13 protein-coding genes are annotated in these 13,613 nt (G+C 43.0%); 7 read left to right on the top strand and 6 right to left on the bottom strand.

Going from position 1 to position 13,613, the window contains the following annotated elements:
• Positions 1 to 122 precede the first annotated feature (122 nt).
• Positions 123 to 965 carry an archaetidylserine decarboxylase gene (gene asd, locus W293_RS0111145; protein ID WP_025652518.1) on the bottom strand — a complete coding sequence of 281 codons (843 nt, stop codon included), beginning with the start codon at positions 963 to 965 and terminating at the stop codon, positions 123 to 125.
• A 128-nt stretch (positions 966 to 1,093) separates the two neighbouring features.
• Between asd and dtd the strand changes: the two genes are divergently transcribed.
• From dtd to phoR, 3 genes are all read left to right on the top strand, one after another.
• Entirely contained in the window at positions 1,094 to 1,546 is a 453-nt protein-coding gene (gene dtd, locus W293_RS0111140; RefSeq protein WP_025652517.1) for a D-aminoacyl-tRNA deacylase, read from the top strand.
• A 283-nt stretch (positions 1,547 to 1,829) separates the two neighbouring features.
• The gene (phoB, locus tag W293_RS0111135) at positions 1,830 to 2,534 is read left to right on the top strand and encodes a phosphate regulon transcriptional regulator PhoB (RefSeq protein WP_025652516.1); all 705 of its coding nucleotides are present in this window, start codon (positions 1,830 to 1,832) and stop codon (positions 2,532 to 2,534) included.
• Between the two features lie 63 nt (positions 2,535 to 2,597).
• Positions 2,598 to 3,707: a phosphate regulon sensor histidine kinase PhoR gene (gene phoR, locus W293_RS0111130; RefSeq protein ID WP_025652515.1), complete on the top strand. Its 1,110-nt coding sequence runs from the start codon at positions 2,598 to 2,600 to the stop codon at positions 3,705 to 3,707.
• Here phoR and W293_RS0111125 read toward each other — a convergent pair.
• Positions 3,704 to 4,294 (bottom strand): M23 family metallopeptidase, encoded by a 591-nt coding sequence (locus W293_RS0111125; protein WP_025652514.1) that lies wholly within the window; start codon positions 4,292 to 4,294, stop codon positions 3,704 to 3,706. The two genes, phoR and W293_RS0111125, sit on opposite strands and share 4 nt — an antisense overlap.
• 220 nt (positions 4,295 to 4,514) lie before the next feature.
• Here W293_RS0111125 and W293_RS0111120 point away from each other — a divergent pair, with 220 nt between their 5' ends.
• The gene (locus W293_RS0111120) at positions 4,515 to 5,237 is read left to right on the top strand and encodes a putative quorum-sensing-regulated virulence factor (protein WP_025652513.1); all 723 of its coding nucleotides are present in this window, start codon (positions 4,515 to 4,517) and stop codon (positions 5,235 to 5,237) included.
• Between the two features lie 70 nt (positions 5,238 to 5,307).
• On the opposite strand, the gene W293_RS0111115 is transcribed toward W293_RS0111120, so the two are convergent.
• Positions 5,308 to 6,261, bottom strand: a complete 954-nt coding sequence (locus tag W293_RS0111115) for an alpha/beta fold hydrolase (RefSeq protein ID WP_025652512.1) — start codon at positions 6,259 to 6,261, stop codon at positions 5,308 to 5,310.
• 501 nt (positions 6,262 to 6,762) lie between these two features.
• Here W293_RS0111115 and W293_RS0111110 point away from each other — a divergent pair.
• Complete coding sequence (locus tag W293_RS0111110; RefSeq protein ID WP_025652510.1) at positions 6,763 to 7,440, top strand: TIGR00730 family Rossman fold protein; 678 nt, start codon at positions 6,763 to 6,765, stop codon at positions 7,438 to 7,440.
• A 231-nt stretch (positions 7,441 to 7,671) separates the two neighbouring features.
• On the opposite strand, the gene W293_RS0111105 is transcribed toward W293_RS0111110, so the two are convergent.
• On the bottom strand, positions 7,672 to 9,312 hold the full coding sequence (locus W293_RS0111105) for an FAD-dependent oxidoreductase (protein WP_025652509.1): 1,641 nt from the start codon (positions 9,310 to 9,312) through the stop codon (positions 7,672 to 7,674).
• A 709-nt stretch (positions 9,313 to 10,021) separates the two neighbouring features.
• Between W293_RS0111105 and W293_RS0111100 the strand changes: the two genes are divergently transcribed.
• Positions 10,022 to 10,456, top strand: a complete 435-nt coding sequence (locus W293_RS0111100; RefSeq protein WP_025652508.1) for a hypothetical protein — start codon at positions 10,022 to 10,024, stop codon at positions 10,454 to 10,456.
• A gap of 235 nt (positions 10,457 to 10,691) precedes the next feature.
• On the opposite strand, the gene W293_RS0111095 is transcribed toward W293_RS0111100, so the two are convergent.
• On the bottom strand, positions 10,692 to 11,843 hold the full coding sequence (locus W293_RS0111095) for a GNAT family N-acetyltransferase (protein ID WP_025652507.1): 1,152 nt from the start codon (positions 11,841 to 11,843) through the stop codon (positions 10,692 to 10,694).
• Positions 11,844 to 12,055: 212 nt separating this feature from the next.
• Positions 12,056 to 12,661 carry a YceI family protein gene (locus W293_RS0111090; protein WP_025652506.1) on the bottom strand — a complete coding sequence of 202 codons (606 nt, stop codon included), beginning with the start codon at positions 12,659 to 12,661 and terminating at the stop codon, positions 12,056 to 12,058.
• Positions 12,662 to 13,147: 486 nt separating this feature from the next.
• Here W293_RS0111090 and W293_RS0111085 point away from each other — a divergent pair, with 486 nt between their 5' ends.
• A complete protein-coding gene (locus tag W293_RS0111085) occupies positions 13,148 to 13,447 on the top strand; it encodes a type B 50S ribosomal protein L31 (RefSeq protein WP_025652505.1) in 300 nt (99 codons plus the stop codon).
• Positions 13,448 to 13,613 lie beyond the last annotated feature (166 nt).

Genomic DNA, 13,613 nt, shown 5'->3' with positions numbered 1-13,613 from the left:
CAAAGTAGTAAAAATAGGCAATACAAAATAGAAGTAGTAGGTGTAATGGACATTAAAAAGCCCAGTTAAACGTCATCATCTACGTTTAACTGGGCTTTTTAGTACTATGATTTTCTTAAAAACTAAGCTTGCTGAGTTTTTGCCTCACCCAATAACTGTCCCATTTGTACCACGCTATTGGCTTGCATGCTGTCTTGCCAATCGGCTTTTGCGCCTTTTGGTAGTACTACAATCGCGGTTGAGCCTAAATAAAAGCGTCCAAGCTCATCGCCTTTTGCAAAGCTCATATTGTGCTCGGCTTCTTGGATATCATCAGTGCGGCTGATTTTGCCGGTTGCTACCGTTTCGATACCAGCGACAATCATTGCTCCAACCATCACCACCGCCGCTTTGCCGTATTCTGTGTCAAATAAACACACCAAACGCTCGTTACGGGCAAACAAATCAGGGACATTTGCTGCCGTGGTATTATTAACAGAAAATAGCGTACCCGGTACATAACGGGTTTTGGTCAAGGTACCAGCAAATGGCATATGCACGCGGTGATAGTTGCTCGGCGCTAGATATACGGTCGCAAAGCTGCCATCAGCAAAATAGCTGCCCTCTTCGCTATTGGCCAGTAATTGACCAACGTCATAATGACGACCTTTGGCTTGCAGCAATTTATGGTCTTCAATCTGTCCTAGCTGCGAGATGATACCATCGGCAGGACTGACAATACCGTTTACGCTGCTATCGATGATACGGGCGTTTTCTTTGAGCTCACGGGTAAAGAAGTCATTAAAACTCTCATAAGCATTAAAGCTCTGACGCTCATACTCACCTAAGCTGACGCCGTAAGCCTTGGCAAAACTACGAATAAAGGCACGTTTGACATACGGATGACGGCTGGCGGCTAGACGCCCAGCGACTTTACTCAGCTGCTGCTGCGGGACAAATTGTTGAAGGGTAGTAAATAAATTCATAATCGGGCTACCAAGATAGGGTTTGATGTAATAATTAATAAGCAAATCAATGGCGGTATTTTATCATGGACAGCAGAGTATTGTATGACCATAATCTGTCAGACATTTATAAATAAAAAAGGCTCTAAATGAAAGCGCTTATACAACGGGTTCACTGTGCCAGTGTCAGCGTCGATGCACAAAATATCGGTGCCATCGAGCATGGGGTGTTGGCGTATATTGGCTTGGGGCACGAGGATAGCCTGCAAACTGCCCAGCGTATGATCGATAAAATCTTGACCTATCGCATATTCGAAAATCATGACGATCCTGCCAAGGTCGGTAAACTGGATAAAAATGTGCAACAGGTCGGTGGCGGGCTATTATTGGTGTCGCAATTTACCTTGATGGCAAAAACAGACAAGGGTCGTCGCCCTGATTTTGGTGGCGCGATGGCACCTAATGCTGCTCAAATGTTGTTTGAGCAAATGATTACTTATGCTAAAACTCAGCATCACAATGTTGCCACTGGTCAATTTGGTGCTGATATGCAAGTGGCAAGCGTCAATGATGGGCCACTAAACTTTTTATTAGAAGTCTAGAAAGCCGTTGTCATGAAGCTGTCATAATTAACCCGTTTAATAAGTAGAAACTGGTGACTGTGTATTGCCTTTTTTGTATCTTAATTTCTTTATGTTAATTTTCCTAATTTGAGTTTTGGTGCGCTAAATTTTTGAATCTTAAAACCTAATATAGTTGATACAATTTAAAAGTAGTACAAGGCAACCGAGTGTAGAGGTATATCTAATACGTCAAGCGAGGTTAACGCAGTAATATTTTTATAGTAGAGTGACTATATGCTTAATCTAATAACAAGGCTGCCGTATGTATAATGAGCAAATTTTGATCGTTGAGGATGAGCCTGCGATTCGTGAAATGATTGCGATGACCTTAGAGATGGCTGGCTTTGATAGCCTGCACGCTGCGGACGTAGCAGAGGCGCATCAGCAAGTGGTTGATCACCGTCCGGCGCTGATACTATTAGATTGGATGCTGAACGGTGAAAAAAGCGGCATTGATTTTTGCCGGATGCTCAAAAACGACGATTCGCTCGCCGAGATACCGGTCATTATGCTGACTGCTAAAAGTGAAGAAGACAGTAAGGTTCATGGGCTCGATGCTGGGGCTGATGACTATATGACCAAGCCTTTTTCAACACGTGAGCTAATCTCAAGAATCAAGGCGGTGCTACGTCGTAGTAGTGCACTCAGCGCTGATAAGTCTATCGAAATCGGCAAGCTTAGCTTAGATCCCAAAAGCCAGCGCGTGACGGCAGCGGGTCAGCTCATCGATATCGGTCCGACAGAGTATCGATTGTTGGCATTTTTTATGAGTCATCCAGAGCGTGCTTATACCCGGACACAGCTGCTAGATCAGGTCTGGGGCGGCAATGTCTATATTGAAGACCGGACGATTGATGTACATATTCGGCGCTTACGTAAATTACTGCAGCCTTATGATTGTGCTACGCTGATACAAACGGTACGCGGTACTGGGTATCGGTTTTCTAGCTTGATTGAATCCATTTAATCAGCCGCAGAAAATGTCTTGGTAAGCGTAAAGAAACACAGTATCTAGTGGTAGGGATGATAAATGACGATGACAACACCGATAATGCCTATGATGCCGATAGAAAATGAGCAACAGGGTGAGCAAGCGCAAGTTGCCCAGCACAATACAACGGATCAACTTAAAAAAATCCGCAGCGCCTTACGAGCGCTACGAGATGCGGTTATTTTGCTCAATGATGAAGATGGTTTGGAATGGTGGAATCAGGCAGCGGAAGACTTGTTGTTATTGCAGGCAACTGATAAAGGTCAGAGTATTTTTGACTTTATCACCGTACCAGAATTTCGCCAGTACTATCAGGCTATCACCCCACCGAGCGATGGTGTGCACATGGTGTCATGGCGAGACCCTAAACGTTATCTGAAGTGTGAGCTTACGCCTTTCGATGATGAAAAATTACTGATAATTTATGATGTGACCCGCTTGCAGCATTTGGAGGAAATGCGTCGTGATTTTGTCGCCAATGTCTCGCATGAGCTGCGCACGCCATTGACTGTGTTGATGGGATATTTAGAAAATTTTTCCGAGCAGGAAGATATGCCACCGCAGTGGCGACGTGGCTTTGAGCTAATGACTCAGCAGACTGCCCGTATGAATCGGATTGTAAATGACTTACTGCTGTTGTCTCGTATCGAAATCGAAGATACGCACGAGCTTAATGACATTGATATGACCAAGTTACTGACGCATATCTATGATGATGCGCAGGCGTATAACCAAGAATATAATCATACGATTCATTTGCAGATAGACACTTACGATGGGTTATATGGGTCAGAGATGTACTTAACGAGTGCCTTATCCAATTTGGTTATTAATGCCATCAAATACACACCAAAAGGTGGCAATGTAGCTATCAGCTGGACAAGAACAGCGGAAGGCTGCCGCTTTGCTGTCGAAGATGATGGTCTCGGTATTGCGCCTCAACATATCGAGCGCCTGACGGAACGATTTTATCGCATCGATAGCGGACGCAGCCGTGCTAGCGGTGGTACGGGCTTAGGTTTGGCAATTGTGAAGCACGTTTTATATCAACATGAGGCGCAGTTAACCATAGAGTCGGTAGAAGGCAAAGGCTCGACTTTTAGTGCGGTATTTCCAGCCGCGTATGTGCGTTCTGCCCATACCTCCTAATCTTTTTGTAAAAGTGGGTAGGGGTTCACCGCGCTGCCATTGATATAAATACCATAATGCACATGGGTCGGTGTGCCTTTGGCATTACCACTGTCGCCAACATAGCCGATGATATCACCAGCATTGACCCAGTCATTGGGCGCGATGTCGGCATAATCTTCTAGATGGGCGTAATAATGTCCTGCGCCGCCCGGTCCAACCACTACCACCACGCGTCCCCCTAATGTATTTTCACCAACTTTACTAACGATGCCTTGCGTGGTCGATTGTATCGGTGTGCCCCGCGCTGCAAAAATATCAATGCCTTCATGAGAGCGCCCTTGGCTACGCGCAGCGCCCCAAGTATCGGTTAGATGATGCTCTGGTAGTGGACTTGGTAGGCTGTTTTCTACTGGCAACGCTTGTTGCAATAAACTCAGTTGCTGCCATTTCGCCACGACAAACGACTGTGTCCGTTGGCTCATGCTGGGTAGTAATTTATCAAATACAAATAACAGCGCTAGCAAGACACTTGCTTTAATCAGTACGCTTAATACACGACTGAAAAAAGAGGGGTTGGGCTTTTGGTTGCTTCCATTTGCTTGCATCGATATCTCTTAGTTTTTTACATCAATTCTCGTCAATATTATAAAGGCTCAATTCTCATCTCTTTGTATAGCATTGTTATATCTAGTTGTTATCTTTAGCTTTTAGCCCCATAAATGATAAGGTAATAGATAAAATCTCATCCAATAAAATTTTTTATAATGTTTTCTAAATGATAAAAACTGGCTGCTATTTTTAGCCAACGTCTATGGTTAAGTTTTTATGACTGACGCTTTTAATTCTGCGGACATTTCTACCACGGCTGATACAGCGCTGGTTATCGATACCGAAACCGATCAAGGCCGTGATCCACGACCGATTCAAGTGGCGACGATTAATGTGGCTAGCGGATTTGAGTGGATGAAATATTTCAACAGTGGTCGCTCGATATCCCCAATCGTCATCAGGGTGCATGGTATTACGGATGACGACGTGGCTGGGCTTGAGCGTTTTGATTTGGCGCAATTTGAATTGCCCAAGTACTTAATTGGTCATAACGTACGTTTTGATTGGCGGGTGATTGGTAGTCCCTCTGCCAAGCTAATTTGTACCGTGAGGCTGGCGCGCGTAGCTTTCCCAGAATGGAGCGGCTACAGTCAATCTAAGTGTATCGAGCAATTATTGGGCAAGTCTGAAGCGAGAAAAATGACGATTGCCGCTCATGATGCGCTAGGTGATGCCCGTATGTGCTATCTGCTTTATCAAGCTTGCTGTGAGCGTTTGGAGATTGCGCCGACTGATTTTGCGGCGGCCCATGCTATCGCTAACAAGGCCAATCCAGTGAGCAAAATGCCCTTTGGTAAGCATAAAGGTAAGCTGATTAAAGACGTGCCCATCAACTATGTTAAATGGATGCTCGGTAACATCCATAACATGCAGCCGTCGCTTTATTCAGCATTGACGAAACGTATTAAGGCAGCAGACGTAGGAAATGCACAAGAGTAAAGCGCGTTATCAGCCGTTCTATTTTTATTCATGCTTGAAGCCGTCGTTTTCAAAGCTATGATTTCTGGAGCTATTGCTGCTGATTTAACCAATCTACTGCCATTTGCCATAACTCAGGTGCCTTGGCATTGGTTCGACTACTAAAATAGCGCATATGACCAATGCTGCTCAGACCAAAGTCTTTTGGCTCAAAAAAGCGTTTTTCGACCGGCATCTTTGTATAGACGCGAATCATGTCGTCGATGTTTTTACTATTGGCAATTTCGTCATCGCTAAAGCCTAACCACAGCGCCGGCATGCGAATGTCATCATAAAAATGGGTATGAATGCTTTTGCCAAAGGCGGTTTTGATATAACCTGAGCCATTGCACCATTCGCGCCACTGACGAGCCACGCCGCGCGGTAGCGGTTCGCCCATGCCGATTTTATCTGATGGGGTATAGCCCAGCGCAAAGTTCGTAACAGGAATAAATGCATCCATAAAACCCATCGCCTTGAGTTTATAAGGCATGTCCATGTTTTTGATACAACCTGACGAGCAAGCGACATTGAACACCGAGGCGATAGCATCATAATTGCGCATCAGACCAATCAGCTGACCGCCTGCACTATGACCGACGAGATGGTAAGAAGCATCGGGAAATTCATCTTGTAAGGCATCGAGGACGGCTGGCATGTCATGACGACCCCAACTTATCAGTGAGGCATCACATTTGGCCAAATCGGTTGCTAGTGACTCGCCGATACCTTCGTTGTCAAAGGTCAGGACACCGAAGCCCTGCGCTGCTAAATGGCTCGCAAAGTTGTGATAAAACTGACGCTTGATACCGGTAGCGGGCGCTATCATGACAGCGGCTTTGACCGTCTCTGTAGGGCGATAAATTGTTGCGGCCAACGCCTGATTGCGCTCAGTCATAATACTTAATGAATAGCTGCCATTATCAGCGTTGCTTTCATGGTCATTAGTCGCGTCGATCGTGTCGCCTTGTAGTGCTACAGAAGATGGCGCATGGTTATTATGCATAAAAATACCTTGATGAGTTTCGTCGTTTTTATTAAAGAATAATGAATGTGGATCTGCAACGTTTTATAGCAAGTCAGTGCTAAAAAATGTAGTCATTGCGTAGTGATAAATCGTTGCTACCGTGTGATAGCATGGCTTATGTTAAGATAAAGGCTAGCAAATAGCAGCATAATGAGCGTTGTTTTATCTCTCTCATGAGTCACCGGATTTATAATACTTCTACTGGCTGTTTATAAAAAACCAAATATAAACAATAGTTATGAATTCGACTGATGTTCATTATGCGTAATTAATAGACTGCTGACAACACCTTAGACCTTATCAGAACGCCTCATCACAAGCTTTTATCAGCAAAGCATGAAAAAAGTAAAAGATGACAGCACCGCAGAATACAGCGAGTTAACGTTAGTGATAAGCGTCATATTGTGTCATTCTAACAAGCAATAAAACCTTTTACCGAACCATTTAATACAATAATCCAAGCAAACTTAGGAGCGTTATATGCAAATGAAAATTAATAATGATACTTATGAAGTGATTACCAGCCAAGACATTACGAATATCGAAAAAGCGGTGGATAAATCAACCCTAGCGATGCCATTGGTGGCTGTTTATTGTGGATCACGGTTGGGTAATAGTGAGGTTTATGAGCAGGCAGCGCGTGAGCTTGGTCGTGCTCTAGCCGATAATGGCATGGGCTTGGTTTATGGCGGTGCCAGCATTGGTCTGATGGGCGCGGTCGCCGATGAAGTGATTAAAGGCGGCGCACAAGCCGTTGGGGTGATTCCTACCTTTATGCTTAAGCACGAAATCGCTCATGAGGGTCTTACGCGTCTGCATCTGACCGATACCATGCATACGCGTAAGACAGTCATGGCGGAGTACGCCGATGCGTTTATTACCTTACCCGGTGGCCTTGGTACGCTCGAAGAGATTATGGAAATCGCCACATGGCGTCAGTTGTATCAACATGAAAAGCCCATGATTATTCTGAATATCAATGGTTTTTATGATCGGATGATTGAGCACCTAAAATATACTACAGAACAAGGCTTTATGAAGCAGCAAGATCTAGAGCGTTTGGTGGTTTGTAATACCATCGGTGAAGCGATTGAGTTGCTGCAGACAGTTGTAACGATAGATGATGCAGTTGATACTGAAAAAATGGCAGGTAATTAAAGACCGGCGCTGTATATTTCTTTAACATGGCTAATTAATACCTATAAAGGTGTTGATCAAATATACCTCTGTTAGAATATGAAACGTTAAATTGTGTCATTGTATATAAGAAAAAAGAAGGGCGTTGCTAGTAATTAGCAACGCCCTCCCTTTTTCTTAATAATTTTTAACGTTGTTTTTGCCAAATTTAACACCTCGTTAAAACAGCTAGTCAACTGCAAATACAAATATCTAAGGCTGAACTGGCGTCAAACTCTCTAACGCAATCTCACGAATGCTATGATTAACATCTGCCATCGCCGCTGGGAAGCCACGGTCTTCAGCCAAGCCGCGTGCTACTTTATCAATCGTTAAGCTGTCGTTGTTGGCTAGATAGGCCCAGTCGTGCGCATAGCGGCTACGATTGGCCGCTGTGTCGTTGTCTATTAAACCAAGATCGGTCAGCTCGTCGACGATTTGATCGGCAGCAATCAAGGTGGACGATGCTTTGACATTCTCTGCGCGGGCGTAGCGTATATTTGAGTATAAGCTCACATCTGCCACCCGTAGTGTATCGTCCTGACCAGGAATTTGCTGCCCACCATATAAGGCATTACCGATGGTGCGCGCGCTATTGAAGGTCGGCACAAACTCTGCTACGTATTCAATTGCTTGCTGACTACGCGCTTGCAGTGGTGCTTTGTCCCAGCCATCTTCGATATAATGTACATATTGCTGCGGCAACTTAGGCTGCGCGCTGCCTTTATTAGAGGCCACCAATCCATCATTGAACAAGGTAATGGCTTTACTCATGCCATGGATTTGGAAGTAACCACCTGGATAAGGTGTTAGCTGTGCCATACCTTCTGGCGTACCTCGACTGCCGTACACGATGATTTCGGGTATCTGTCCGCCAGCGTCACCCCAATGCGTGATATAAGAAGATTTGAACTCAACCATACGCTCGACTTTGACGCCCACCATATCGTCGATGACACCGGTGCGAAAGCCGCAAGCATTGACTAGGTAATCGACTTCGATAGACTCAGGTTGAGACTCACCAGCTTGCTGATAATCGACGCGCCATTTTGTCACATGGTGATCAGCGTTGGTACAGTTCTCACAATCGACAGGCATGACTTGCTTGATTTGCGTATTGGTAAAGACGTGCGCGTGCTCATAGCCTTCTAACGCAAGGTGTGCGGAAGCGGCTAAACGAAAAATATTCCAGCCATATTCTTGTACGACAATGAGCGGAAACTTTACTTTATTCAAGTCCAAATACTTAGCAACCGGTATCATCCATTCGTCAACCGTGCTCGGTATCGCGACTTGCTCACGTTCAGACAGCGCAATCAGTTGCTCATGACTATAGAGCTGATAATAGTTTTCCGGTTCGCCCAGTACTTTGTTATTGCTGTCTTGTGCGATGAGCTCACGATATGCGTCCGTCAAGATATCGAGACGCGGTAGCAAATCTTCAGGCAAGCCTTCATCACGCGTCGGTACCGCGAACACCGTTGGACGTACGTCGATAGTATAAGGATAAAGGCGCAAGATATCGATACACTGCTTAAGCAGAGCAACGCAATCCTCGTCAGGGATTTCACGATATAGATTACCACCCGCGTGCAAATGGCACATGGGTGGACCATCGATCAGTGATTTTTTCTTCTCAAATACGTAGGTCTCAAGCCCTAGAGCTGCTAGGCGAATGGCAATCGTTGCCCCTGCAGTACCGCCACCCAAGATGCCGACACGTTTGGTAGATGGGTGGTTCTTTATTGCCACCGCTGTTGTATCAAGTTTAGTGGCTGGAGACTTAATATCTTTGAGATCAGTCTCTTGAGCACCAGTATCTTTAGAGGGATTTTTACTTAAATTATTGGTCATTGTCGTGGTTATATCCTTAATAGCATCAGCATCGGGACATGCTCCGCTTATTCATATAATTGTCTGGGCATATAAATTTCTGATCATGTCAGTGTCTTGGATCGTGCTATAGCTATTTATATGCGTGCGAAGGTAGCCAAGTTCAACATTCATATGGAACCGCCATAGTCATACTTTTAATGGCTTGGTTCTTGTTATCGACTATTTATTATAGATAACGTTATTTTACGAAAACCTATTAGGGATATGACGGCAAATACGTAAGTAGTTACATTAGTTTTGTCAACGACCTGCCATGCACTGTCTTAGCTATAAAAGATAAAGGTAGGGATGAAACGCATAGCATCATTTAAGTACAGTCAATCCTTACTTAAGTATCATTAATTCTTTAAACGTCCGCGAACAAGTACTGCCTTCGCTCATAAACTTGACCCTGTAGTTTACTAATTTGTAATATTCGCAAGTTTTTGTAAGTTTATATGCCGACAAAAACGACCGTTTTAGGGCATATGCTATAGTGAAATTACTTGAAATCAGCTGTGAGAGTAAAGTGTATGAAAATAAAGCAGTTGGCTGAGCGTATGACTGAACTATCGCACAAATCAGCAGATTGCAATATTGATAATTAATAAACACCATGTTCAATAAAAATTCAATTCGGTAAAAATCCAAATTAATGAGATGTTTTTTTTAATACAAGGAAGTGATTATGAAACGTATTCTAATGTTATCTGCCCTAGCTAGTGTATTGACCGTAACGGGCTGTTCGACGCTAAACAATGTGTTTGGCAACGACGATTCAGGCATGCATGATGTACAAGCGACCATGAGCAAAAAAGCACCAGTTGCCAGCATGAATGGGATGCTAGTGGATGCCACCAACAAAATGACCCTATATACCTTTGATAAAGATTCTATGAACAAATCAGAGTGTGGCTCGGCATGTCTACTGGCTTGGCCGGCGTTTATGGCACCGAGTAATGCCCAAGCTTCTGGCCAGTTTGCCGCTTTCCAACGAGAAGATGGTAAGTATCAATGGGCTGTCAACGGCAAGCCTTTGTATTTTTATGCCAACGATACCAAAGTCGGTGATACCGACGGCGACAATAAGCTTGGCGTTTGGCATATCGTTAAAACTAAATAAATTGATAAAGTGTTAACCTTAAGCCAAAAAAAGCAGCCAATATAGTGGCTGCTTTTTTGTGTTCGGCTTGAGCTGATGCTAAAATCACCCCAAACGTTGTTGTAAACCTAGCTAAGGTCTCGACATTATCGTCGGTTTACGGCTAGTCTGGGGCGATTTTAGCGATCAGCAGTCCTAATATTTGAATGTTCAACAGACCCTAAGACAAGAAATCCTGTATGACTTTTTTATATGTTTAGGAGATATCTGCTAAAACTTCCGCCTGAACGATCTCCAAGGCAACTTCCTCTGTTGTTTCTTTTCTGTATAAAGGGAAGAAATCTGAGCTTAAGTCACTTTCTGAAAACCAACTATCAGCAACCAGCGCTGCATACTTTACGGGATTGACGATTAGTCTATAGGTTTTAAACAACAACTCTTGCGAGCTAAAGCCTTTTTTATATTCATATAAAGAATCTAGAGCCGCACCAACGCCACCGCCGAGGTGTAGCAATTCATAACGATTTTCTCTACCCCAGTCACGAGCAACATGAGTAATCAACTTTGAAGGCTGCAAGTTAGTATAAGCGTTGAGTGTTCCGCCGAGATGGAATTGCATGATACCTGATTCTTTACAGGTCGTATAAATAGAGGAGGCGATTGCTTTGTCTTCTTGATAAGCGGTGATTAATACGATTCTATTTTGAAGGTTCTCAAGCAAATTAAAAAAATAATCATCGTCAAAAAAGTAGTATTGACTGGCGTTGACCTGTGCCATGGTTTCTTTATAAATGCTGGAGAACACCATGGCATTTTCTCTGGTCAATGGCTCAATTTTGGTCACGACATTCATTTTTACCGCTTTTTTGATACCTCTACGGTGTCGATTTTGGGTTTCTCCCCAGTGCTCCTCGGCCGACTTGCTCAAGTCAGACATCAATGTCAGTCCGTGAGTTAGAGCTTTACCAACCGTTGGAATCCATTCTTTATTAATGATGGGATGCAGTCTCATGAATAAGGAGACACAGCCTTTGGCAAAGAGGACAGCTCTGATTGCTTCCATAATGATGTCTACCTCGGCATCAGTTAAGGACTTGTCCATCAAGGGGCCACCGTAGCCATAAGTAGAAGTGGCATCCCAATATTGAGCATCAGTATATTCGCAATTACTGTTCTCAGAATCAGTATATTCGCAATTGGTATTTTCACGATTAATGTCTCTAATGATAATTGGCAAAAACACTTTTTTATTTTTATAGTGAGCGATGATACCCTGCGGTTTACCTTTGTCTACGATAGCTGAGGCAGCTATCCAGCCAGATAAATGATAGATATCAAAATGATAGTCGGCGATGTTTTTGTCCCAGTTTTTATCTATAGCGACAAAGTCGATATTTACTGTATCCATCTTTCTGCTCCCTCAGTGTTATGTTTATATTCGTAAATTCATATATATGAATATAACAATAACTATAAGGGTTAACAAGCAAATAAATGGATTTATTCATTTATTTGCATATATTTGTTTAGCAAATAGTGCAGGGCTATAAAAAAGCAAAAAAAAACAGCCATCATAGTGGCTGCTTTTTTTAGTAAATACTTTTTAATAAAATTTCAGCATTATTTTGTGGTTTTCTGTACCAACTCACCATCGATTTGAATAGGCACATTGGTCGTGATGCCAGCTGCATAAGCCGTCATACCGTAAGCAGCGCGATCGATATTACCCGTTGCGCGAAAACCAATAACTGGCTCTTTAGTAAGAGGGCTATTAGCAATTTTGTTCAACGTCACATCTAATGTAAGTGGCTTAGTTTGACCAAGCATGGTGAAATCACCTGTTATTTTTGCTTGTTGTGGATTGATAAAACTGATCTTAGTAGACTTGAACGTCATCGTTGGATATTTGGCCACATTAAAAAACTCATCGGTTTTTAAATGCTTATCACGGGCATCCCAATTGGTATCGATACTATCGGTTGCGATCGTAAAGTTCATATTGGTCTTGTTAGGGGTTTTGATATTGTAATTAACCGTACCTTGTACGTCACCAAAATGACCCATGGTCGTTGAAAATCCTAGGTGATTGACAGAGAAGCCAACACGAGTATGTGAGTCATCTAATTGCCATTGGCTAGGTAGTGCCGCGCTCGCCATGGTAGTGATTGCCAGTGCAGAGCTGATGAGTAGGGCTTTAGTAGTATTTTTTAGAGCAGCGTTTATCATTGCTTATTATCCTTATTTAGTGAGGGTTGATTAAATAGTGATTCAGTTAATAGAGGACCTGTCATAAACCTCGATACTAAAAGATAAGTATTGTTTAAATAATCTACAATTATAATTGGTATTAAGTGGTTTGTCTAATCAAATATTATACTAGCATAAAACAGTTATCTCAAGACCATTGTCGGTTTGCTAACGTTTGATTACCTATGATTATCATAACTGCTGCTTGCATCAAACGGTAAAAACCGTTAAAATCGCGGTTTGATTTTCCCGCTGGGGAAGGCTAAGTGAGCAGAGGTATGGTATTGGGTGCTGGAATAAGCCAGTGATGCAGTTGCCAGCCTTGCAAATGTCCTTAGTGCCTCAGTTACGTATGCACAGTTTTATATATACTTTTTTATGAGAGCTTTTTTGTAAGAATTTCTTTATAAAAATTCGACACATCGTCGAGAAGACTGTAAATACATCGGACATAGAGAGTTTATTATGCGTAAAGATATCCATCCTGATTACCAAGAAGTTTTATTCCACGACACTAACGCTGACGTGTTCTTTTTGACTCGTTCAACCGCTAAAACCAAAGCCACTCGTGAATACGAAGGTAAAGAATATCCATACTACCCACTTGATATTTCAAGTGCGTCGCATCCATTCTATACTGGCGAGCAACGTAAAACTTCTACCGAAGGTCGTGTTGCTAGCTTTAACAAACGCTTTGGCGCGTTTGGTGGCCGTAACAAGAAAGCTGCCGACTCTGCTGAACAAGCTGCTGATTCAGCTGAATAAATTACGCTTATCGCGTCAATTTATTTTGCTAAGCCATAAAAAAACCGCTGATTATTCAGCGGTTTTTTTTGTTTAAATTTCAACGTTAAGTTTTAGGTTATTAAATCTTGAGCTGTCATTTTTCAAGATATCATTTTTCAAGATATCATTTTTTGAGATATCATTT

This window comes from Psychrobacter sp. TB67, assembly GCF_000511065.1.
Taxonomy (GTDB): Bacteria; Pseudomonadota; Gammaproteobacteria; order Pseudomonadales; family Moraxellaceae; genus Psychrobacter; species Psychrobacter okhotskensis.
The sequence above is the reverse complement of the archived record's forward strand: the minus strand, read 5'-3'. Positions and strand labels throughout refer to the sequence as shown.